The sequence below is a fragment of the Billgrantia sp. Q4P2 genome, assembly GCF_052806135.1.
In genome coordinates, this window is the sequence record NZ_JBRBAI010000002.1 from 475,631 (window position 1) to 498,562 (window position 22,932).

Genomic DNA, 22,932 nt, shown 5'->3' on the forward strand with positions numbered 1-22,932 from the left:
GTGTGATATCCTGTGACACGATAGCCGCAGGCGGGAGGCCCTCATGTCCAGCGTCATACGCCAGATTCCGCTCGATACCGCTACCCAGAACCACGCACATGACTTTCACCAGATCGTCATCGGCCTACAGGGTCAGGCGGAATTCGAGATCGAGGGTCTGGGCGGTGCGATATCGGCGTTTTCCGGCTGCATCGTGCCCGCCAATCACATGCACTACTACATGGGCCAGGGCGAGAACCGTCAGCTCATTCTCGACCTGCCCGCCAATGCCCCATCGCTCACCGGCTACCACCACGAGCTGTCACGGCTGTTCGACGCCCCCCGCTTCTTCGCACTGGACAAGCCGCTCAAGCATTACCTCGATTTTCTTCTGCTCGAGCAGGCCGACAGCCAGCAAGACTTGAGCGCCGCGCAGAGCGACCGGCTGGCAGCTACCTTCCTCGGCTGCCTGCATGCCCGGCTTGGCGGGGCGGCTGCGCGACCGGCCATGCGCCAACTCGACTTGGCCAAGCTCGACCATTTCATCGACCGACACCTGTCCTGCCCGATCTCGGTGGCCGACCTTGCCGCACAAGCGTGTCTGAGCGAAGCGCATTTTCGTAGTCGATTCCGCGAGCAGACCGGCCTCTCCCCATGGCAGTACGTTCGCCGGCGGCGCCTGGAAGCGGCCCGGCGGCTGCTCGAGGAGAGCCGCATGCCGCTGTCGCAGATCGCCCTGAATACCGGTTTTGCTCACCAGAGCGCGCTGTCTCATGCATTTCGCAGCGCCTACGGCTGCCCTCCCAGCCAGTTGCGGCGCACCCTGCTGGACAGCTTCTCCACAAACAGGTTACGACATACGACTTAAGTCGTAATTACAATCCCCTCCCCCCCAACTCCCGCGAAATCAGCAAATCCTTCCGGGATTTTGACAAGCAGGTCAGCCGCTCGCCCCCTACAGTCAAGGAAGACACCCATGTTCGGGCGGAACGCCTAGTACATGGCTTTTGCCGTTTCAGGACGGGTGACATCCGGGGGATACCTATGCTCAATGCTAAAACAATGCTGGATGCTGCCTCCTGGCAGCAGGATCTTGATACCCTGTTCGCACGGATCAGCGACCATTACATCGTAGAAGAGGAAGCCTTCGTCCAGGAACTGGTCGACGTGCTCAGCGCCAACCCCGAAGACTTCCGCCGCATAGCAGGCAAGACCGCCGAACTCGTCCGCGAGGTTCGTGAGATGGACACCGCCGTGGATACCATCGACGAACTGCTCCAGCAGTACAGTCTCGATACCCATGAGGGCCTGATGCTGATGTGCCTGGCCGAGGCCATGCTGCGCATCCCTGACACGGCCACGGCAGACGCACTGATCGAAGACAAGCTGGGGCCTGCCGACTGGAAGGCGCACATGGGCCAGAGCGACTCCTGGCTGGTCAATGCCTCGACCTGGGGTCTGCTGATGACCGGCCGCGTGGTCACGCTCGACAAGCCCCGTGACGGCAAGCCCTCGGGCTTCATCAATCGTCTGGTCAATCGCATGGGCGAGCCGGTGATCCGCCGCGCCATGTACGAGGCGATGAAGATCATGGGCAAGCAGTTCGTGCTCGGTCGCGACATCGACGAAGCCCTGAAGCGCTCCCGGCCACTGTTCGACAAGGGTTACACCTACTCCTACGACATGCTGGGTGAGGCGGCCCGCACCCGGGCCGATGCCAAGCGTTACTTCGACGACTACGCTCGCGCCATCGAGCGGGTCGGCCTGACCAGCACCAAGCTCTCCGACCGCACTCCGGCGCCTTCCGTATCGATCAAGCTTTCGGCGCTGCACCCACGCTACGAGTTCGGCCGCCGCGAACAGGTTCTGCGCGAACTGGTCGGCAGCGTGCGCGAACTGGTCGACATGGCCCGTCAGCGCGATGTGGCCCTGACCATCGACGCCGAGGAAGTCGATCGCCTGGAGCTGTCGCTGGAAGTCTTCCGCGCGGTCTACCAGAGCGATGCCTGCAAGGGTTGGGGCCATTTCGGCCTGGTGGTCCAGGCCTACTCCAAACGCGCCCTGCCGGTGCTGCACTACCTCAACCGCCTGGCCGACCGCCAGGGCGACGAGATTCCCGTGCGTCTGGTCAAGGGCGCCTACTGGGACAGCGAAATCAAGGAGTCGCAGCAGCTCGGCGTCGAGGGCTACCCGGTCTACACGCGCAAGGCCTGCACCGACGTGGCGTACCTCGTCTGCGCCCGCTTCCTGCTCTCCGACCAGACCCGTGGCCGCATCTTCCCGCAGTTCGCCACCCATAACGCCCACACCATCAGCACCATTCTCGAGATGGCCAACGAGGCCACCCGCCCCTTCGAATTCCAGCGCCTGCACGGCATGGGCGAGGCGCTCTACGACGCGGCGCTCAACCGCGCGCCCAAGGGCACCTACTGCCGCATCTACGCTCCGGTGGGCGCCCACAAGGACCTGCTGCCGTACCTGGTGCGCCGCTTGTTGGAAAACGGCGCCAACTCCTCGTTCGTGCACCAACTGGTCGACCCCAAGGTGCCGGTGGAGTCGCTCTGCATCCATCCGGTGGAAACACTGGGCCAATACCGCACCTTCGCCAACCCGAGAATCCCCCTGCCCAAGGACATCTACGGCGAGAAGCGCCGCAACTCGCGGGGCGTCAACCTCAACGTGCGCAGCCAGTACGAGCCTTTGATGAAGGCCATGGCGGGCTTCATGGAACGTAGCTACGAAGTCGGCCCGCTGCTCGCCTTCGAGGTGACACGCGACCCGGCCAACGTGCACGAGGTGTTCAGCCCCTATGACCGACGCCAGCGGGTAGGCAGCGTGCAGTGGACCAGCCGTGATCAGGCCGCCCGTGCGGTGGATGCCGCCTGGGCCGCCTTCCCGCGCTGGGAGGCTACCCCGGTGGCCGAGCGCGCTGCCATCATTCGCCGCTTGGGCGACCTGATGGAAGAGAACATGGCCGAGCTGATGACGCTGTGCTCCCGTGAGGGCGGCAAGCTGCTCACCGACGGTGTCGACGAGATTCGTGAAGCGGTGGATTTCTGCCGCTACTACGCCATGCGCGCCGAAGAGCAGTTCGGCGAGCCGCTCGAATTGCCCGGCCCCACCGGCGAGTCGAATCGGCTGATGATGAACGGCAAGGGCGTGTTCGCCGCGATCAGCCCGTGGAACTTCCCGGTGGCAATCTTCTGCGGCCAGATGGTGGCCGCCGCCGTGGCCGGCAACAGCGTGCTGGCCAAGCCCGCCGAGCAGACCTCCATCGTTGCCCATCGGGTGGTAGAACTGCTGCATGAGGCCGGCATGCCGCGCGACGTGGTGCAACTGCTGCCGGGCGACGGCCCCACCGTAGGCAGCGTACTCACCTCCGACCCGCGCATCACCGGCGTCGCCTTCACTGGCGGTACCGATACCGCCCAGATCATCAACCGCGCCCTGGCAGCGCGCGAGAACGCCCCGCTGCCGGCGCTGGTCGCCGAAACCGGCGGCATGAACGCCTTGATCGTCGACTCCACCGCGCTGCCGGAGCAGGTCGTGGCCGATGTGGTCCAGTCTGCCTACCAGAGCGCCGGACAGCGCTGCAGCGCGCTGCGCGTGCTCTACCTGCAGGACGACGTTGCCGACCGGGTCATCGAGATCCTGCGCGGTGCCATGGACGAATTACATGTTGGCGATCCTCGCGACCTCGGTACCGACGTGGGGCCGGTGATCGACGAAGATGCGCGCAAGAACCTCATGGCGCATATCGAGAAGCTCAAGGGCGAAGGACGCCTGCTGGCCGAGACCCGCCTGGACCCGGCCCACACCGCTTCCGGCACCTTCGTGCCGCCGGCGGCCTTCAGCATTGACGCCATCGATGCCTTGGAACGGGAGCAGTTCGGCCCGGTACTGCACGTGGTGCGCTACAAGGCCAGCGAGATCGAGCAGGTGCTCGAGTCGATCAACGCCAAGGGCTACGGGCTGACATTTGGCGTACACAGCCGCAACGAATCCTTTGCTCAGCTCGTCGCACAGAGGATTCGTGTTGGCAATGTGTACATAAACCGGAATATCATCGGCGCCGTCGTGGGCGTTCAGCCGTTCGGAGGCCAGGGTCTTTCCGGTACCGGCCCCAAGGCTGGCGGACCGCACTACCTGCTGCGCTTCGCCACGGAAAAGACCGTGACCGTCAATACCGCCGCGTTGGGCGGCAACGCGTCACTGCTTGCGCTGGGAGACGAGTGACCGCACTCGTCATTCACCACAACAACATGTGAAGGAACCCCTCATGGTTCAGAATAATATGGCAATCGGCCTCACCTTCGTGGTGTATCTGCTGCTGATGCTTGGCATCGGTATCGTCGCGTACAAGCGCACGACCAACCTCTCCGACTATATCCTGGGTGGGCGTACACTGGGTCCCTGGACCTCGGCGATTTCCGCCGGTGCGTCGGACATGTCGGGCTGGCTACTGCTCGGCCTGCCGGGCGCCGCCTATGTCAGCGGCATCTCGGCGAGCTGGATCGCCGTGGGGCTGCTGATCGGCACCTGGCTCAACTGGCTGGTCGTGGCGCGCCGTCTGCGCCTCTACAGCTTCAAGGTCAGCGATGCCCTGACCCTGCCCGAGTACTTCGCCAACCGCTTCCGTGACAAATCGCAGCTGCTGCGGGTCATATCGGCGGTATTCATCCTGATGTTCTTCCTCTTCTATACCAGCTCCGGCCTGGTCGCCGGCGGTCGGCTGTTCGAGACGGTGTTCGGCTACGACTACTCCGTCGCGGTCACCATCGGCACCATCGCGGTGATCTCCTACACCTTCTTCGGCGGCTTCCTGGCGGTCTCCTGGACCGACCTGATCCAGGGCCTGATGATGGCCGCCGCACTCGCCATCGTGCCGATCATCGCCTTCGGCGACCTGGGAGGCACGACGGGGGCCGCCGCGGCACTGGCAGCGGAGAGCGAGCACATGCTGGCCTGGTTCCGCGACGCCTCCACCGGCGAGGCGCTGACCTTCATCGGCATCGTCAGCTCGCTGGCCTGGGGCCTGGGCTACTTCGGCCAGCCGCACATCCTGGCCCGTTTCGCCGCCATTCGCAGCGACCGCGACATTCCTGCCGCCCGCCGCATCGCCGTGACCTGGACCGCCATCGCCCTGGTCAGCTCCATCGCCGTGGGCCTGCTCGGGGTGGGCTTCGTCCAGCGCGACCTGGCCGATGGCGAAACCGTGTTCATGGTAATGGTCAACCTGATCTTCCATCCGGTGATCGCCGGCATCCTGCTCGCCGCCATCCTGGCCGCGATCATGTCCACCGCCGATTCGCAGCTGCTGGTGTCCTCTTCGGCGCTGACCGATGATTTCTACAAGGCGATCTTCCGCAAGGACGCCAGCCAGACCGAACTGGTGTGGGTGGGCCGCTTCGCCGTCATCGCCATTGCGGTGCTCGCCTACCTGCTGGCGCTCAACCCAGATGCCACCGTGCTCGACCTGGTTGCCTACGCCTGGGCCGGCTTCGGTGCAGCCTTCGGCCCGGCGCTGATCATGTCACTCTACTGGCGGCGCATGAACAAGTGGGGAGCGCTGGCCGGTATCGTGGTAGGCGGCGTGACCGTAGTGGTCTGGGCCGAGCTGTCGGGCGGTATCTTCGACCTCTACGAGATCGTCCCAGGCGTCATCCTGGCCTACCTCGCCATCATCGTGGCAAGCCTGGCCACCGAAGAGCCGGACCTGCGTGTGACCGCCGATTTCGATACCTTCGAGGAAGCGTAATCAGCCGGCCCAACGCAACTAGTAGCATCAACGAGAAAGCCGCCTGCGGGCGGCTTTCTCGTCGGTGCATGCCAAGCCTGTCCTCGGACCAATCTCGGCTCATGCCAACCAAAGGGCACGAGCGATCACGACCACGGCAAAGGCGCCCAGCGCCGCCAGGCTCACTGGCGGGCTGGTGGCACGCCGCAGCCAATGGCGGCGAAACTCGAGCCCAAGCGGCTGCATGAAGGCCGCGCCCAACGCCCAGACGCCAAGCCCAATGGCCGGCATGCGCAAGACCATCGGCAGCCCGCTGATCAGCTCGGGGCGAATCAACAACCCTAGCGCCAGGGCCGCCGCCGTCAGCATGGCTGCCAGCGTCAACCACATCGGGCAATCCTGTACCTCTGTCCGCATCACGACCTCTCCTGTGTGCTCCTACACAAGGCTTAGCCTCTCGTCCTTCCCTGCGCCATGCTGCGATACAGCAATAATTGTACATCGAGGTGCACATTCTTTGTCATATTCACGGCTTTGAAATTAGGCAACCATGCGATTGTGTCAATCAATCATGGCAATGGGGTCGATAACAAAACTAAACAGGACTTTTAGAAACAGTGTTCGTATACTGAAAGCCGTCCAATGCTGCCGGAACCTCCGGCGTTAGAAACCAGGAGGACGCTGTAATGAAACCTATCCGTCTGATTCCAGTGGTTGCTCTTGCAGCCAGCTCCCTCTTCGCCAGCCAGGCGGCCCTGGCCTATAGCGCCGGCGACACCTTCGTGCGCGGCGGCTTCGCCAAGTCCGATACCCGTTCCGACAATGGCATCGCCGAAGGCATCAGTAGCGGTGAGACAGGCTTCACTTTCGGTGCCGGCTATCTGTTCCATGACAAGGTGGGGGTGGAGCTGAACAGCTCCGAGAAGATCGAGCATGACGTAACACTCGGCGGTGAGACAGGCACCATCGACCGTATGCCAGTCAACCTGCTGGTGAACTACTACCCGCTCGGCGGGCTGGATTCACGTGTGCAGCCTTATGTCGGTGCAGGCCTCAACTACACTCGCTTCTCCGGCGAGCCGGAAGGCATCGAAGCACGCCGCTCCTATGGTGCCGTGGGTCAGGTGGGGATCGACCTGGCCGTGACCGACAACTTCATGCTCAACGGCTTCGCCAATTATGCCGATGTGGATTCTCGTCTCTCCGCTGATGGCGAGCGTATCGGCACAGCCAAGATGGATCCGATGACCATCGGCGGTGGTGTGACCTTCCGCTTCTGAGCCGAACGAAGCCGCAAACGCTTCGATACGCCGGGCCTCGTGCCCGGCGTTCTTCGTTCTGGACATGCCAGCCGCCATAAGAAGCATTATAAATGCCTATTTAGTTGTCGAAAGCAACCATTGCCGTAGGTCAATATTTCTCCGTCAGCCACTGAGTAGACTGGCTTCGTTCGAAAGCAGCCCAGGCTGCCCCTTTGCAAACGACAGGAGTCGACTCATGCGCAAGCAAGCCCTTCTCACTCTGATCACTGCTGGCCTCGCGGCCACTTCGGCCTTGGCCAGCAGCCAAGCGTTCGCCTATAACCAGGGCGACTTCATCACCCGCGTTGGCGTCGCTCATGTCGACCCCAAGAGCGATAATGGCAGTCTGGTGAATGGCGCTATTGATGTCGACGTTCGCAGCGATACCAACCTGGGCTTCACCCTGGGCTACCTGTTCCACGACAAGCTGGGCGTCGAGCTGCTGGCGGCATTGCCGTTCAAGCATGACATCCGCCTCGCAGATGGCGGCCTCCCGACTGCATCCACCAAGCACCTGCCGCCGACCCTGACCCTGCAGTACTATCCGTTGGGCGGCACCGGCACGCAGCTCCAGCCCTACGCCGGCATCGGCCTCAACTACACGCACTTCTTCGACGAGTCGAGCGAACTCGGTGATCTGGAGCTCGACAGCTCCTGGGGTCTGGCCGGGCAGCTTGGCCTAGACATGCGCCTGGACGACAACTGGGCCATCAACGCCGCCGCCTGGTACATCGATATCGATACCGATGTGAGCCTCGATGGCACGGACCTGGGCAAAGTGAGCATCGACCCTTGGGTCTTCATGGCCGGCATCAGCTACCGCTTCTGAGACCCAAGCGCTGAACGCCGAGGCCCACCTTACGGTGGGCCTCGCTGCACGCAAACCCCGATGACCCGGGCCACGTTCATGCCAGCTCAGTTCTCGGTCACCAAGCGGTCGATCTCCTCCACTGCCTTGCACAGCAGCAGGCGATCGGTGGCACGGGTGCCCTGTTGGGCCAGGTAGGTATCGACCACGGGCGCCACGTCGCACTTTGCCGGCATCGGCGCCTCGGCTTCGATCAATGCATCGAGCCTGGCGATGAACACGAAGCGCAGCCATTGCGGCAGCGTCATGGTATCGATACAGAACGGCTGCTGGCTCTCGTACGCTGCGGGCTTCGGCGCACTCATTCGCCACATGTTGGTGGCCTTCATCGTGGCCTCGAGACGGCGCAACGCTACGTCGAGCTCCTCGTGAACGGTCATGGAGTCTCCTGTTGGGCTATGCCCCCATTATCGCACAACTCGTCTGACCTCCAACTCTGACACAACGCCGTCCTGCCACCTCGGCTCGACCATCATGCAGGCTGGCCGGCCAGAATCTTGCGCAGGAAGTCGCGTGTGCGCGGATCCCGAGGCGCATTGAAAAGCTGTGAGGGAGGCCCCTGCTCGACAATGCGTCCGCCTTCCATGAACACGACGCGGTCCGCGACGTCCCTGGCGAAGCCCATCTCGTGAGTCACCACCAGCATGGTCTGCCGTTCCCGCGCCAGTTGCTTCATCAATCCAAGCACCTCTTCGACCCACTCCGGGTCGAGCGAGGAAGTCGGTTCGTCGAACAGGATAACCTCGGCCTGGGCGGCCATGGCCCGGCCGATCCCAACCCGTTGTTGCTGCCCTCCGGAGAGGGAAGCCGGATAAGCGTCCGCCTTGTCGGCCAGACCAATGCGCTGGAGGATCTCCCGGGCTCGGACATGCGCTTTGGCCTTCGGCCAGCGATTGACCACGATCAGACCCTCGGCGATGTTCTCGAGTGCGGTCTTGTTGGCGAACAGCGCATAATTCTGGAACACGAACGCCGTGCGTCGCCTGGCCGCCAGGATCTCGGCCCGGCTGGCCCGAGTCACGTCGACGTCCAGGTCACCGATGACCAGACGACCGGCATCCGGGCGCTCGAGGAAATTCAGGCACCGCAGCAGAGTCGACTTTCCGGTCCCCGAGGGCCCGATCACGACGATGATCTCGCCCTGCTCGATTTCTAGGTCGATGCCATCCAGCACGGTTGCGTTGCCGAAGCGCTTGACGAGGTTGGCGATCTTGATCATCTGCGATAAGCCCGGTTGAGTCGCACTTCCAGCCAGCCCTGGAACCAGGCCAGTAGCTCGACGATGATCCAGTACATGATGGCCACGGTGATGAAGGCTTCGAAGTAGAGGAAGCTGCCGGCGGCCTCCTTCTGGGTCGCCCCCATCAGTTCCGTCACCCCCAGGGTGAAGGCCAGCGAGGTGGCCTTGATCATGTCGATGAAATAGTTCATCAGCGTGGGCACGGCCACGCGTGTGGCCTGGGGCAGCACGATACGGCGCATCAGCTGGCCATTGGTCATGCCGATAGACAGCGCCGCCTCGGTCTGGCTGCGATCCACTCCGACGATGGCGGCGCGTATCGACTCGGCCATGTAGGCCGAAAAGTGCAGCGTCAGCCCCATGATGGTGGCGGTAATGCCGTTGATATGAGTCAGGAAGGCGAGCAGCTGCGGCAAGCCGTAATAGAACAGGAACAGCTGCACCAGCAGCGGCGTGCCGCGAAAGAAAGAGATGAACAGCATGGTCGCAGCGTTCAGCCCCGGGATCTTCAATACGCGGATCACCGCCAGACCGCAGGAGAGGACCAGGGCGAGCACCATGCCTGCCGTCGCCATCTGCAGCGTCAGCGGCAGATAGCGCAGCAGGATGGGAATCAGCCCCAGCATGTAGTCGATATCGAGGACGCGCATGGTGGGCACTCAGCGGATCACGGACGCGTGATGTCGGTACCGAACCAGCGCTCCGAGATAGATGTCAGGGTACCGTTCTCATGCAGCGCGGCGAGAGCTTCGTCGACCCTGTCGCGCAGGGCGCGATCCGCCTCGGTGTCGCGGAACGGAAGCGCATTGCGAATACTGGAGAAGGGCTCGCCGGCAAGCTGCAGGGGCAGCGGCTTCTCCTTGATCACCTGGCTGGCGCTGACGCGGTCCATGACGAAGGCATCGACGCGTCCCAGGGCGGTATCCTGCTCGATATTGCTGTCGTAGGTGCGAATATCGATTTCATTGGCATAGGGCAGTTCACGCAGCAACTGCTCGTAGTTCGAGCCGAGGTTGACGGCGACACGCTTGCCCCTGAGATCCTCGACTCCTTCGATCTCCTCGTTACCCGCCCTGACGACTACTTGCGCACCGTCATATACATAGGGCTCGGTGAAGAGATACTTCGCCTCGCGCTCCTCGGTAATGGTGATCTGGTTGGCTATGGTGTCGATACGGCCCGACTCGAGCATGCCGAACAGTCCCGAGAAATTGGCGGTCTCGAATCGGACTTCGATGCCCAGCTCTTCGCCAACCGCCTGCATGACATCCACTTCGAACCCCTTGAGCGTATCCTGCTCGACGAAAGTGAAAGGAAAATAACTACCCGACATCCCCACCCTGAGCACATCGTCCTGTGCCTGTACGTTGCTCGCGAAGGAGAGAACACTGGAGAAAAACGCTGCAACAAGAAACCGTGGTGTCATGATCGACCTCCATTAAGATCAATTTGGAATAGATATTTCTTCTGTTATTCGATTTTAGCAGATGATTGCAAAATAACCCATTATAGCCCCATGGCAATTTCCTATGTCAGCCATAGCGTAGCCGTGCGCCGGGAGGTCATGCACAGATTCACTGAAAGAGGCTGTGGATAAGCTATGGAAACCCGCCCCGGTAGCAGACAAGCCGGGGCTTTGCCAGGCATGGTCATTTCTTGATCAATCGTGATCGCTTGTACGCCGGAGAGTGGCTGACAACTCCCCAGCCATCACGGTAGAGTGCACGCTCAAAAAGGGAGCCCCCTATGCAGCCGATCCACACGCTTCATGACTTCTTCGCACGCACCGGTGCCGACGTCCGCCTCTACCACATGGGACGTCGGGTCGAACCCTGCCGCCTGGATGTCCTTTCCCGCTTCGAGGAAGACGCCAGTGCTTGGCCATCCCCCTGGCAGGGGCAGGCGCGCCTGGGGATCGTCTTTCGCTTCGGGGACCTCGCCGATCCACTGATCTGGTTCCTAGCCCTGCCGCTGGACGAGCAGGGGCAGTTGATACCGGCGCCGCGCGACGCCTTCCTGCAGCGTCTGCTGGTCATTTTGGGGCGCAACGTGGAGCGCGTGGGTCGCGAGACACAAGACGGCAGTGAGATCGAGAACCTGATGCACGACAATCCACTGGCCTTCACCCCGTCGTTACCCTTCCAGGCCATGCTGCATGCCCATGCCACGCATGACACCGGCAAACCGGCAAGTCAGCACCTGGAGCCGGTGGAAGCCTATCTCAGCGGCCAGCAGCCAGTAGACTGGCAATTCCTGGGACTGCAGGGCCTGGCGGATTTTGCCGTACGCCTGGACGACGATGCCGCCCGCCAACTGGCCACGACGCTGCCCAGCCTGCCGGACGAAGTGCTGAATTCTCTGTGCTACTGTCTAGAGCATGTCGCCGTACCCGCCCCGCTCGCCCAGGCGCTGCGCGACCGGGGCGAGCAGGCCGCAGCCATGGGTCGCCTGGAAACGCTGTGTGCTTGCGTGCGCGCCGTGAGCGGTGCCGACGGGGCAATCGCCGGCGCCTGGTTCGATGACTTGCTGGCCGATTCGGCGGCCTGCGGCCCCGATCTGCTGGCGGCGATTGCCGGGCGCGGCTGGGAGCACCTGGAAGACGGCGAACGCCTGCCCCGCTTCCTCGAACGGCTGGCCGAGCAGCCACAGGCGGATTTTGCCAGCGCAGCCCGCGACCTGGCCCTGATCCCGCGACTGCGGCTGCCGGTCCTGATGACGCTGCGCGAAGCCGGGCGGGATTCCGCCATCGGTCAACGCCTGGCCGGCCTGGGCCAAAGAGCCTGGTCCAAAGAGTAAGGACAGCTGGAAATGATGCGATGAAGGAACTGCCCTATATTCCCAAGGCCGTGATCGGTCGCCTGGAGATGGTCACCCTGCCGACCATCGGCATGACCGTCTGCGCCAAGATCGACACCGGAGCTCGCACCTCGGCACTGCACGCCGAGGACATCGAGATCTTCGAGGAGGAGGGTCATCTCTGGGTCAGCTTCACCACCCGCAGTGGAGGGCTGGAATCGCCACCGCACGCTTACCGCACCCACTTGCATGACCGTCGCAAGGTGACGAGCTCCAACGGCCACAAGGAGTGGCGCTACGTGATTCGTACGCCGATGAAGCTGGGCGAGCTGGAGGTCATGGTCGAGCTGACCCTGGCCGACCGCAGCGATATGCGCTACCCCATGCTGCTCGGCCGACGCGCACTGCGTCGTTTACTGGTGGCGCCCGGCGTCACTTTCCTGCACGGCGAACCCTGACCCACCCGGCCCTACTGCTCCGGAGCCCACGATGCATATCGCGCTGCTGTCCCGCAACCGCAATCTCTACTCCACGCGACGCCTGGTGGAAGCCGCCGAACAGCGCGGCCACAAGGCCCGAGTGATCGACACCCTGCGCTGCTACATGAGCATCGCCTCGCACCATCCCTCGATTCATTACAAGGGCGAGGAGATCGAACGCTTCGATGCAGTGATACCACGCATCGGCGCCTCCGTGACCTTCTACGGATGCGCCGTGCTGCGCCAATTCGAGATGATGGGCACCTATGTGCTCAACGACTCGGTCGCCATTACCCGCTCGCGCGACAAGCTGCGCTCGCTGCAGCTGCTTTCACGCAAGGGGCTTGGGCTGCCAATTACCGGTTTCGCCCATTCGCCGGATGACATCCCCGACTTGATCACCATGGTCAAGGGAGCACCGCTGGTTATCAAGTTGCTGGAAGGTACCCAGGGCATCGGCGTGGTGCTGGCCGAGACCAACCAGGCCGCCGAGTCGGTGATCCAGGCCTTCATGGGCATGAAGGCCAACATCATGGTGCAGGAGTACATCAAGGAAGCCCGCGGCGCCGATATCCGCTGCTTCGTGATCGGTGACAAGGTGGTCGCCTCGATGAAACGCCAAGCTGCCGAAGGCGAGTTCCGCTCCAACCTGCACCGCGGCGGCACGGCCAGCCTGATCCGCATTACGCCGGAGGAGCGCTCCACGGCGATCCGCGCAGCCAGGGCCATGGGGCTCAGGGTAGCCGGCGTCGACCTGTTACGGTCCAACCATGGCCCAGTGATCATGGAGGTCAATTCCTCACCGGGGCTACAGGGCATCGAGACCGCCACCGGCAAGGACATCGCCGGCATGATCATCGAACACATCGAGAAGAACGCCGTCGCTCCACGCAAGGTGCCACCCAAGCCCAAAGGGTAATTGCGAGAAAAGCGCCATAATTTGTAGAAAGGCTACATATTTTGCCTGCGGGGGTAGCAAAACAGTGTTTCCCCCGCCACAATCTGCGTCACCGGAGGAGGTGACCGCTCATGTTTCTCGACAATCGCCAGGTGGCGATGGACAGCGTTCTGGAAGCGCTGGCTGACAGCATCGATTATTTCCAGGACAACCTAGAGCGCCTGCGCCCTTCCCTGCGCGAAACGCTCAAGCCTCACTATGAAGCCCGCGCCAAGACGATGCAGAAGCTGCAGGAACTGGCCAGGCAGCACCTCAAGCTGCTTCCCCGGGATGCCGATGTCGAGCGGGACGATTACATGTGGCTATGGAGTCGCCTGAAGAGCTTTGTCGGCAACGAGAGCCAGGTGGTCATCGGCGAGCTGCTGGAACAGGAGCGCGTGCTGATGCAGGCCCTGGCCACCCTGTATACCCACCCTCTGCCCAATCCGCTCGAGCCGATCGTCGAGCAGTGCTGGAAAGATTGCCGGTCGCTGATTCGCGAACTCTACCGGCAGCAGAAGCCGCGTCGTCGCTGACCGGCGGCCCCGGCTAGTGGTATTCCAGCTCCGGTTCGATATCGAGCAGCTGGCGCCAGGTCGGCGGCGCAATCTGCAGGGGTTCCAGCGGCCCCAGGAAGTAGGGTTCGCGTCCCCAGAGATAGAGATCTCCCACGGTTGCCGCCCGCGCCATCCACTCCCGCGCCTGCAGCCGCCACAGCCCTGCTACCGGGCGTGATGGCGCGCTGCAGCCCCGCGCCTCGAGGCCGAGCGCATCGGCGATGAACAGTGCACGCGGCAGATGCCATGACTGTGTGACCAGCAACACCTGATCGACACCGAACACGTCCCGCGCCCGAGCCAGGGTATCGAAGGTACTGAAACCGGCATAATCCAGCGTCATGTCCTCATCGCGCACGTATTGGCTACGCAGGTCGCGCCACATAGTGATGGGCTCGTTGTACTGGCGCGTACGGTTGTCACCGGAAAGCAGCAGATGCTCGACCCGCCCCAGTCGAATCAGGCGGGAAGCGGCGTTGATACGAGCATCGAAATGCGGATTGCGCACCCCGCTGCGCGTCCAGTGCGAAGTGCCGAAGACGATGCCGACCCGCTCCGGGCCGCACAGCGGTAGCTCATGCTCGATACGCGAATGGGTCTGCCCCAGCACCCAGAGATTGGCACCGACGAACAACAGCAGCGCCAGCAGCAGCAGGGCGCCGAGCGACATCAGAAATAGCTTGAAGATTTTCCACAACAGCGCCTGCATTCACCGTCACCGGGCAAGAAATAACGAAGCCCGCCCCCCCGCCAGCGGTAGTGACAGGGCCCGGACTGCAGCTAGAACATGCCGAGCTCCAGCTTTGCTTCATCGCTCATCATCTCACGGCTCCAGGGCGGATCGAAGGCGATTTCGGTATGCACGCGACTGATCTGAGGCGCGCCGAGGATCTTGTTGCGCGCATCGGCAGCGATCACGTCACCCATGCCACAGCCTGGCGCGGTGAGCGTCATGCGAATGGTGACGATCCGCTCCCCGCTGATCAGCCGCTCGATGCGACAGCCATAGACCAACCCCAGGTCGACGATATTGACCGGGATCTCGGGGTCGAAGCAGGTACGCAGCTGATCCCAGACGAACTGCTCGATCTCCTCGTCGCTGGCGTCCTCGGGCAGGGTGGGTCGCGGCAACGGCTCCAGCCCCAAGGCATCGAGGTTGCTGCCTTCGATCAAATAGAGTCGCCCCTCGTAGCCCACACTCACCGAACTTCCCTTGGCCTGCATCACGTTGACCACACTGTCCTCGGGCAGGGTCACGGTCTTGCCGAAAGGGATCGAGATGGCCTCGACGTCACGCTGCAAGGGCAGCGTCTGCCCCCTCTCGAGACTGGCGATCTGTTCAATGCTCGACATGTTCAACGCACCATTCCGATAACGCGCTCCAGGGCGTCGGCGAAGGCCTCGACCTCCTCCAGCGTGTTATAGGCGGCGAACGAAGCACGACAGGTCGCCGTCACGCCGAAGTGCGCCAGCAGCGGCTGGGCACAGTGGTTGCCGGTGCGAATCGCCACGCCGAGCTGGTCGATCAGCAGGGCGATGTCCTGGGAGTGCGCGCCGTCGACGACGAAGGAGAGCACGCTGGCCTTGTTGGGCGCCGTGCCCAGCAGCTTCAGCCCGTCGATGCGTGACACGGCCTCCGTGGCCCGCTGAAGCAGCGACGCCTCCCAGGCACCGATACGCTCGATCCCCACGCCACTGACCCAGTCGAGGGCCACGCCCAGCGCAATCACCTCAGCGATGGCCGGTGTGCCCGCCTCGAACTTGTGCGGAATGTCGGCGAAGGTGGTCGGCACGTCAAAGGAGACGCTCTTGATCATCTCGCCGCCACCCTGCCAGGGCGGCATCGCCTCCAGCAGCTCGGCCTTGGCATACAGCGCGCCGGCCCCCGTCGGCCCATAGACCTTGTGCCCCGAGAAGGCGTAGAAGTCGGCATCGATGTCACGCACGTCAACGCGTTGATGAGGCACCGCCTGGGCGCCATCGATCAGGATCAGCGCGTCCCGCTCGTGGGCGATGGTCGCCATTTCACGCACCGGGTTGACGGTGCCGAAGGCGTTGGAGACATGGTTCACGGCCACCAGCCGCGTGCGCTCGGTGAAGAGTGCACGGTAGGCGTCGAGATCGAGCACGCCACGCTCGTCCACCGGGATCACCCTGACCTTGATGCCGAGCTGGCTGGCCAGCAGCTGCCAGGGCACGATGTTGGAATGGTGCTCCAGCAGCGAGACCAGCACCTCGTCGCCCGCCTTGAGATTGGCCCGGCCCCAGCTGTTCGCCACCAGGTTGATCGCCTCGGTGGTACCGCGGGTAAAGACGATCTCGCGGCGGTCCGCCGCGCCCAGAAAGGCACGCACCGTCTCGCGGGTCGCTTCATAGGCCGCTGTCGCCTCGTCGGCGAGGGTATGCAGGCCACGATGGATATTGGCGTTGTAGCGGCTGTAGTAGTCGCAGAAGCAGTCGATCACCGCCTGCGGCGTCTGGCTGGTGGCTGCATTGTCGAAGTAGATCAGCGGCCGGCCGTGGACCTGCCGCTCGAGGATCGGGAACTGAGCGCGAAGCCCGGCCACGTCCAGGGCCGGCGCGTTGAGCGAATGCTCGGTGGCCAGGTGGTTCATCGCTCTCTCCTCGCTTACTCGTCGTGCAGGGCCATGGAGGCTTCCACCAGCCCGGCCAGGTTGAAACGCTCCGGCAGCTTGCCGGCCACCGCCAGCTCCACCCGCTCGGAAATGGCGTCCAGGTCGACCTGCTCCAGCACTTCGCCGGCGAAGGCCAGGGTCAACAGGCCTCGGGCGGTCTGCTCGTCGATGCCACGGGTGCGCAAGGCGTAGACCGCCTCCTCGTCGAGCTGTCCGGTGGTGGTGCCGTGGGAGCACTTGACGTCGTCGGCGTAGATCTCGAGTTCCGGCTTGGCGTCGATCTCGGCGCGGTCGGAGAGCAGCAGGTTGGCGTTGCTCTGGAAGCCCTCGATCTTCTGGCTGTCACGCTTGACCACCACCTTGCCGTTGAACACGCCACGGGCACGGTCGTCGAGGATGCCCTTGTAGTTCTCGTTGGAGAAGGTGCGCGGGGCGTTGTGGTTGGCCAGGGTGTGGTTGTCGATGTGCTGACGGCCCTGGCCGTAGAACAGCCCGTAGAAGGTGGCCTCGGCCCCTTCCCCGTTGAGTTCGCTGATCAGGTCGTTGCGCACCAGGCCACCGCCCAGGTTCAGGTTGAACGAGGTGTAGCGGCTGTCGCGGCTCTGCTCGACGTGGATGCTGGCCACGTGCAGGTCGGCGAGCGGCGCTTCCTGTAGCTTGTAGTGAGTGAGGATCGCCCCGCGGTCGAGCAGCAGCTCGGCCACCAGGTTGGTGAAGTTGGCCGCCTCGCTCTCGCCGACGTGATGCTCTATCAGCGTGGCCTGGCTGCGCGCACCGGCCTCGACCAGGATGCGCGGATGGCTCATCACCGGCTGCGCCCCGCTTCTGGAAAGAAACTGCAGCAGGATCGGCTTCTCCACCACGCTGCCCGGCGCCAGGCGCACCACGGCGCCCTCTTCCATGAAAGCGGTATTGAGCGCCGAGAACGGCGAGAACTCGACGCCGGTCAGCCGACCCAACGGCCCCCCCACGGCTTCGTGGTTATCGGCCAGCGCCTGGGACAGTGGTAGCACCGCCACGCCGCCGGGCAGATCGCCCAAGTCGGAGAGCGCCGCCGAGAACACGCCATCGACGAAGGTCAGCCGGTGCGCCTCGATAGGCAGCGTCAGCGCCGCGGCAGAAGCTGGCGAGAACTCGGCGCTGTCGGTCAGGGCGAAGTCGCCCCGGGCGATGGCGCGCACGTCGGTGTACTTCCACGCCTCGTCGCGGCGGGTGGGAAAGCCGAGTGCCTCGAAGCGGGCCGCTCCGGCCTGGCGGCGTGCGGCAATCCAGGTCGGCTCGGCCCCGCGGCTCGCACTACGCTCTGCGAGGCGGTCGAGAAAGGTCTTCACCTCGCTTGACTGCTGTTCGACATCGCTCATGCGGCAGTTTCCTCCACCACCCAGTCGTATCCGCGGGATTCGAGTTCCTTGGCCAGCTCAGCGTCGCCACTCTTGGCGATGCGGCCGTCGACCAGCACGTGCACGCGGTCGGGCACGATGTAGTCGAGCAGACGCTGGTAGTGGGTCACCAGCAGGATGGCGCGCTTCTCGTCGCGCAGGGAGTTGACGCCATCGGCCACCACGCGCATGGCATCGATGTCGAGGCCGGAGTCGATCTCGTCGAGCATGGCGAGCTTGGGCTGCAGCACCAGCATCTGCAGGATCTCGTTGCGCTTCTTCTCGCCGCCCGAGAAACCTTCATTGACGGCGCGCTGCAGGAAGCTGGCATCCATCTTCATCTGCGCCAGCCTTTCCTTGACCAGCTTGAGGAATTCGGGCGCCGGGATCTCGCCCTCGCCGCGAGCTTCGCGCTGAGCATTGAGCGCCGCCTTGAGCAAGTAGATGTTCTTCACCCCAGGAATCTCCACCGGGTACTGAAAGCCCAGCAACAGGCCCGCCTGGGCACGCTCCTCGATCTCCATCTCCAGCACGTCCTGCCCCTCGAAGGTGACCGAGCCGGAGGTCACTTCATAACCTTCCTTGCCTGCAATCACCGCCGAGAGGGTAGACTTGCCGGCCCCGTTGGGGCCCATGATGGCATGCACTTCCCCGGCGTTGATGGTCAGGCTCAGGCCCTTGAGGATTTCCTTGCCTTCCACCTTGACGTGCAGATCCTTGACTTCGAGCATCTTGATTACCTTTTCGATTCTGGCGAGCCGCCACAGCGACCCGAAAAATGATTCAACCCGCCCAGAGAAACGAGCGAGCGGCGCCTGGACAAGGCGAGCGCGGAAGAGAGAAGCGGAGTTTACGACTGTAAATGAGCATTCTCGAATCCGCGCTCAACGCCGTACAGGCGTCGCGCAGCCGTTTCCTTAACCAACGGCGCCTTCCAGGGTGACATTGAGCAGCGCCTCGGCTTCTACGGCGAACTCCATCGGCAGCTCCTGGAACACGTCCTTGCAGAAGCCATTGACGATCATGCTCACCGCGTCTTCCTCGGAGATGCCGCGACTCTGGCAGTAGAACAGCTGGTCCTCGCCGATCTTCGAGGTGGTCGCCTCGTGCTCGATCGTGGCGGTACTGTTGCCGATTTCCTGATACGGGAAGGTGTGCGCTCCGCACTTGTCGCCGATCAGCAGCGAGTCGCACTGGGTGAAGTTGCGCGCACCCTTGGCCCTCGGGCCGATCTTGACCAGGCCTCGGTAGGACTGGTTGCTGCGGCCGGCGGAGATACCCTTGGAAACGATGTAGGAACGCGTTCCTTCACCGATGTGGATCATCTTGGTACCGGTATCGGCCTGCTGGCGTCCGTTGGTCACCGCCACGGAGTAGAACTCGCCGATGCTGTCCTTACCGCGCAGCACGCAGGAGGGGTACTTCCAGGTGATGGCGGAGCCGGTCTCGACCTGGGTCCAACTGATGCGCGAACGATCGCCTCGACAGTCACCACGCTTGGTGACGAAGTTATAGATACCGCCTTTGCCGTCCTCGTCGCCGGGGTACCAGTTCTGCACCGTGGAATACTTGATGTAGGCATCCTCCAGCGCCACCAGCTCGACCACCGCGGCATGCAGCTGGTTCTCGTCGCGCATCGGCGCGGTGCAGCCCTCCAGGTACGATACCTGGGCGCGGCTCTCGCAGATGATCAGGGTACGCTCGAACTGGCCAGTGTTGGCGGCGTTGATGCGGAAGTAGGTGGAAAGCTCCATCGGGCAGGTCACGCCCTCGGGCACGAACACGAAGGAGCCGTCGGTGAAGACCGCCGAGTTGAGCGCGGCAAAATAATTGTCGGCCACCGGCACCACCGTGCCCAGGTACTGCTTGATCAGCTCCGGGTAGTCGCGAATCGCCTCGGAAATCGAGCAGAAGATCACGCCCGCCTCGTGCAGCTTCTCCTTGAAGGTGGTGGTCACCGAGACGGAGTCGAACACCGCATCCACCGCCACGCCGGCCAGGGCAGCACGCTCGTGCAATGGAATACCCAACTTCTCGTAGGTCTCGAGCAGCTTGGGGTCGACCTCGTCAAGGCTCTGGGGACGGTCCTCCGGGCGTTTGGGCGCACTGTAGTAGGAGATCGCCTGGTAGTCGATGGGCGGGTAGTCCAGGTGCGCCCAGGACGGCGGCGTCATCTTCAGCCACTGATGATAGGCCTTGATACGCCACTCGAGCATCCACTCGGGCTCGCCCTTCTTGTTGGAAATGAAGGCGATGACGCTCTCGTCGAGCCCCGGCGGTACCGTCTCGCTCTCGATGTCCGTCACGAACCCTTCTTTGTATTCGCGGCGGACCAGCTGTTCCATTTCCTCACTTGCCATGGTCTCTCCCCTCCCGGGCTGTTGGGCCGGCGAGCGAACTCGCCTCGGGTAATGAATCCGGTTCGGTGGCTCAGGCCGTATCGGCGGCCAGGGTCACGCTCTGTATGGGTAGCTGCACCGGCAGCTTGATCGGTGCGGTGTCGGCCAGATGGGCCAGGGTCACGCTGTCGAGCAGGGTGCGAACGGCCAGCGACACACGCTGCCAGTTATCGGAGACCCCGCAGGTGGCGAGCAGGTCGCAGTCACCCTCGGCGTGGCTGCACTCCGTCATCGCCACCGGCCCTTCGATTGCGGTGATGATGTCGATGGCGGTGATACGCGATGCCGGCCGCGCCAGGGAGTAACCGCCCTGGGCGCCACGACGCGACTCCAGCAACCCTGCCTTGACCAGCATTTTCAGAGTCTTGCTGACCGTGGGATGCGGCAGCTGCACGGTCTCGGCCAGTTCCGCCGCCGCATGGGACTGCTCGGGATGCCGGGCAATTTGCGCCAGGATCACGGCGGCGTAGTCTGTCAGCCGGGAAAGCTTCAACATGCCTGACTCCTGAATGGCACGGACACGTGACGGAGGCCCTGCACTCCATTTGGGACCATTTTAGTCCTGTATGGATTCGATGTGAAGTCTCCTCAGTGGAAAGTCACCCTGAGCAGCAGGATGCCGGCACGTTCGGCGCCGTTTACATCAATAACGCCAATCATTCTCATTGCAAGCAGCTATCGAAGCGCACCCCTTGGAGCCAGGCACGACAGAAAAAAGGAAGGAAAGAAGGAAACGCCAGCTTCAGCGGGGCGGTACGTTTTGATACGCCTGATGGATGGAGAGCGAGTCGCCTTGTCGCAGAAGTCGTTCACGCTCATGGTGCCAGGCCAGCAGCTCCTCGACAGGCAGGGCCTTGGAGTAGAGGAAACCCTGGGCCTGGTCGCAGCCCAGCTTCTGGAGAATGTGATGCTGGCCCTGGGTCTCGACGCCCTCGGCGGTCACTTCCAGATCGAGCGCATGCCCCACGTCGATCAGGCACGCCATCAGCTTGCGTGCGCGCTCGTCCTGCTCGAGACCCTCGACGAAGGCCCGATCGATCTTGAGCCCGGTAATGGGCAGGTGGCGCAGGTACTCGAAGGAGGAGAAGCCAGTGCCGAAGTCGTCGATGCTGACCTGGATGCCGCAACCACGAATGCGCTCCAGCGCCTGCTTGGCCGCGAACAGGTCGAGCACCAGCGCACTCTCGGTCACTTCCACTTCCAGTTGCGATGGACTGATACCCGACTGCTTCACCAACTGGCCAAGCTCCTCCAGCAGGAGGTCATCCATCAGGTTGCGCGCCGAAAAGTTGATGCTGACCCTGCCTCCATGGCGACGAGCGAACTTGCAAGCCTCGCTCATGACGAAACGGGTCACCGGCGCGATCAAGGTGGTGTTCTCGACCTTGGGCATGAACAGCCCGGGGGCAATCAGATGGCCATGCTCGTCACGCCAACGAATGAGCCCTTCGAAGCCGCTGACCCGACCGTCCGCCAGACGCAGCTTGGGCTGGTAATGAAGCTCGAACTCGCCCTGCGCCAGCCCTCGACGCACGCGGGAGATCAGTTGGACGTTCTGTACGCTGCGTCTAGCGAAGGAGGGTTGGAAGTGACAGTAGACACGGTGCTTTTCGGAGGCGGCCAGCATGGCGATTCTCGCTTCGCGAATCAGGCTGCCGGGCGACGCGTTCCTGCCACCCTGCAGTGAACTGCCCAACACCAGTTGAACCCGAAGTGGGACTCCGAGTGCCATCAGGTTGTCCTCGCCCAGATCCGCTGCCTTGCGTGCGAGACGCTCGAGTTCATCGAGCCCAACAGGCCAGAACAGCAGTACCAGTTCGGCGCCGCCGACTCGGTAGCTGCCCTGTAGATTGGGCCCCAGCCGAGCCAGGCGCTGGCTGATCGCGACCATCAGTTCGTCGCATGCATCCGCTCCCAGGGCCTCCACGATCTCGCCGATGTCCTCGATACGGACCATTACCACGCCCACGCTGTGGGCATCCTGGCGCGTTGCTCGTTTGAGCCGGCGTGCCAGGTCCGCTTCCAGCGCAATCTCGTTGGGCAGGCCTGCCCGCGGGTCGGTACGCGATGCTCGCTCGACGCTGATGTAGCTCTGTCTCAGGCGCTCGAACAGCCCCCCGGCGAAACCACCGATGACCAGATACAGTCCAAGGCGAATCATCCAGTTGAGAGGCGTCTGGGACTCCCCGGTATCCACTGAGAGCGGCATCGCCGCCATCAGCAGGCCGGCCAGCAGCGCCACCAGCAGCGCGCCCCGCCAGGTATACCAGGCCCCCGCCAACAGTACCGGTATCAGCATCAAGTAAGGGTAAGCATATCGGGTACCGCCAGTGAGGTAGACGAGCCCCGTGCCCAGCGCCAGCAACCCCCCTAGCGCCAGGACTCGACAGGCGTGGCGTAAGCCGCGCGGCCAGGTTTGCCAGCGTCGCTCCACGGCACGCCAGGCGCGCAGCATACTGCTCATCCCGGCCATGTTCCCCCCTTCCCTGCCCTGGGTGTCAATCCCGCTAGAAAGCTCATTTTTTTTCAGTGTATACAAGATAAAGCAAGGATAGCTTAGCTGCTCTCAACGCTTCGCACCGCGCCGGCTCCCGGCCTTCCTCGACAGCACGCGACCCGCTGCA

22 protein-coding genes are annotated in these 22,932 nt (G+C 63.2%); 9 read left to right on the plus strand and 13 right to left on the minus strand.

Annotation, left to right across the window (positions count from 1 at the left end):
• Positions 1-43: 43 nt before the first annotated feature.
• From ACUY1T_RS05065 to putP, 3 genes are all read left to right on the plus strand, one after another.
• On the plus strand, positions 44-847 hold the full coding sequence (locus ACUY1T_RS05065; RefSeq protein WP_446020629.1) for an AraC family transcriptional regulator: 804 nt from the start codon (positions 44-46) through the stop codon (positions 845-847).
• A gap of 176 nt (positions 848-1,023) precedes the next feature.
• A complete protein-coding gene (putA, locus tag ACUY1T_RS05070; protein ID WP_446020631.1) occupies positions 1,024-4,215 on the plus strand; it encodes a bifunctional proline dehydrogenase/L-glutamate gamma-semialdehyde dehydrogenase PutA in 3,192 nt (1,063 codons plus the stop codon).
• Positions 4,216-4,258: 43 nt separating this feature from the next.
• Positions 4,259-5,737 carry a sodium/proline symporter PutP gene (putP, locus tag ACUY1T_RS05075; protein WP_446020633.1) on the plus strand — a complete coding sequence of 493 codons (1,479 nt, stop codon included), beginning with the start codon at positions 4,259-4,261 and terminating at the stop codon, positions 5,735-5,737.
• A 99-nt stretch (positions 5,738-5,836) separates the two neighbouring features.
• On the opposite strand, the gene ACUY1T_RS05080 is transcribed toward putP, so the two are convergent.
• Complete coding sequence (locus ACUY1T_RS05080) at positions 5,837-6,133, minus strand: hypothetical protein (protein ID WP_446020634.1); 297 nt, start codon at positions 6,131-6,133, stop codon at positions 5,837-5,839.
• A 269-nt stretch (positions 6,134-6,402) separates the two neighbouring features.
• Here ACUY1T_RS05080 and ACUY1T_RS05085 point away from each other — a divergent pair, with 269 nt between their 5' ends.
• On the plus strand, positions 6,403-6,996 hold the full coding sequence (locus ACUY1T_RS05085; protein ID WP_446020636.1) for an OmpW/AlkL family protein: 594 nt from the start codon (positions 6,403-6,405) through the stop codon (positions 6,994-6,996).
• A 217-nt stretch (positions 6,997-7,213) separates the two neighbouring features.
• Complete coding sequence (locus tag ACUY1T_RS05090) at positions 7,214-7,846, plus strand: OmpW/AlkL family protein (RefSeq protein ID WP_446020638.1); 633 nt, start codon at positions 7,214-7,216, stop codon at positions 7,844-7,846.
• Between the two features lie 86 nt (positions 7,847-7,932).
• Here the strand turns inward: ACUY1T_RS05090 and ACUY1T_RS05095 are convergent, their stop codons facing one another.
• From ACUY1T_RS05095 to ACUY1T_RS05110, 4 genes are all read right to left on the minus strand, one after another.
• Complete coding sequence (locus tag ACUY1T_RS05095; protein WP_446020639.1) at positions 7,933-8,265, minus strand: YqcC family protein; 333 nt, start codon at positions 8,263-8,265, stop codon at positions 7,933-7,935.
• A gap of 92 nt (positions 8,266-8,357) precedes the next feature.
• A complete protein-coding gene (locus ACUY1T_RS05100) occupies positions 8,358-9,104 on the minus strand; it encodes an amino acid ABC transporter ATP-binding protein (protein ID WP_446020641.1) in 747 nt (248 codons plus the stop codon).
• Complete coding sequence (locus ACUY1T_RS05105) at positions 9,101-9,775, minus strand: amino acid ABC transporter permease (RefSeq protein WP_446020643.1); 675 nt, start codon at positions 9,773-9,775, stop codon at positions 9,101-9,103. The genes ACUY1T_RS05100 and ACUY1T_RS05105 overlap by 4 nt, the downstream gene beginning before the upstream one ends.
• Positions 9,776-9,792: 17 nt before the next feature.
• Complete coding sequence (locus tag ACUY1T_RS05110; RefSeq protein WP_446020645.1) at positions 9,793-10,551, minus strand: amino acid ABC transporter substrate-binding protein; 759 nt, start codon at positions 10,549-10,551, stop codon at positions 9,793-9,795.
• A 320-nt stretch (positions 10,552-10,871) separates the two neighbouring features.
• Between ACUY1T_RS05110 and ACUY1T_RS05115 the strand changes: the two genes are divergently transcribed.
• The 4 genes from ACUY1T_RS05115 (at position 10,872) to ACUY1T_RS05130 (ending at position 13,873) form a co-directional block, all read left to right on the plus strand.
• Entirely contained in the window at positions 10,872-11,921 is a 1,050-nt protein-coding gene (locus ACUY1T_RS05115) for a DUF3549 family protein (protein WP_446020647.1), read from the plus strand.
• Between the two features lie 20 nt (positions 11,922-11,941).
• Positions 11,942-12,379: an ATP-dependent zinc protease family protein gene (locus tag ACUY1T_RS05120; RefSeq protein ID WP_446020649.1), complete on the plus strand. Its 438-nt coding sequence runs from the start codon at positions 11,942-11,944 to the stop codon at positions 12,377-12,379.
• A 31-nt stretch (positions 12,380-12,410) separates the two neighbouring features.
• Positions 12,411-13,319, plus strand: a complete 909-nt coding sequence (gene rimK, locus ACUY1T_RS05125) for a 30S ribosomal protein S6--L-glutamate ligase (RefSeq protein ID WP_446020650.1) — start codon at positions 12,411-12,413, stop codon at positions 13,317-13,319.
• 110 nt (positions 13,320-13,429) lie between these two features.
• The gene (locus ACUY1T_RS05130) at positions 13,430-13,873 is read left to right on the plus strand and encodes a hypothetical protein (protein ID WP_446020652.1); all 444 of its coding nucleotides are present in this window, start codon (positions 13,430-13,432) and stop codon (positions 13,871-13,873) included.
• A 13-nt stretch (positions 13,874-13,886) separates the two neighbouring features.
• Here ACUY1T_RS05130 and ACUY1T_RS05135 read toward each other — a convergent pair whose 3' ends face one another.
• The 8 genes from ACUY1T_RS05135 to ACUY1T_RS05170 form a co-directional block, all read right to left on the minus strand.
• Entirely contained in the window at positions 13,887-14,603 is a 717-nt protein-coding gene (locus ACUY1T_RS05135) for a SanA/YdcF family protein (RefSeq protein WP_446020654.1), read from the minus strand.
• Between the two features lie 71 nt (positions 14,604-14,674).
• Positions 14,675-15,247: a putative Fe-S cluster assembly protein SufT gene (sufT, locus tag ACUY1T_RS05140; RefSeq protein WP_446020656.1), complete on the minus strand. Its 573-nt coding sequence runs from the start codon at positions 15,245-15,247 to the stop codon at positions 14,675-14,677.
• Between the two features lie 2 nt (positions 15,248-15,249).
• Positions 15,250-16,509, minus strand: coding sequence for an aminotransferase class V-fold PLP-dependent enzyme (locus tag ACUY1T_RS05145; protein WP_446020658.1), 1,260 nt, complete (start codon positions 16,507-16,509; stop codon positions 15,250-15,252).
• Between the two features lie 14 nt (positions 16,510-16,523).
• Positions 16,524-17,891, minus strand: coding sequence for a Fe-S cluster assembly protein SufD (sufD, locus tag ACUY1T_RS05150; RefSeq protein WP_446020660.1), 1,368 nt, complete (start codon positions 17,889-17,891; stop codon positions 16,524-16,526).
• Positions 17,888-18,640, minus strand: a complete 753-nt coding sequence (gene sufC / locus ACUY1T_RS05155) for a Fe-S cluster assembly ATPase SufC (RefSeq protein ID WP_263580548.1) — start codon at positions 18,638-18,640, stop codon at positions 17,888-17,890. The genes sufD and sufC overlap by 4 nt, the downstream gene beginning before the upstream one ends.
• Positions 18,641-18,826: 186 nt before the next feature.
• On the minus strand, positions 18,827-20,269 hold the full coding sequence (gene sufB, locus ACUY1T_RS05160; RefSeq protein ID WP_446020662.1) for a Fe-S cluster assembly protein SufB: 1,443 nt from the start codon (positions 20,267-20,269) through the stop codon (positions 18,827-18,829).
• A 70-nt stretch (positions 20,270-20,339) separates the two neighbouring features.
• Positions 20,340-20,804 carry an SUF system Fe-S cluster assembly regulator gene (locus ACUY1T_RS05165; RefSeq protein ID WP_446020664.1) on the minus strand — a complete coding sequence of 155 codons (465 nt, stop codon included), beginning with the start codon at positions 20,802-20,804 and terminating at the stop codon, positions 20,340-20,342.
• Positions 20,805-21,050: 246 nt separating this feature from the next.
• Positions 21,051-22,772, minus strand: a complete 1,722-nt coding sequence (locus ACUY1T_RS05170; protein ID WP_446020666.1) for a putative bifunctional diguanylate cyclase/phosphodiesterase — start codon at positions 22,770-22,772, stop codon at positions 21,051-21,053.
• Between the last annotated feature and the right edge of the window lie 160 nt (positions 22,773-22,932).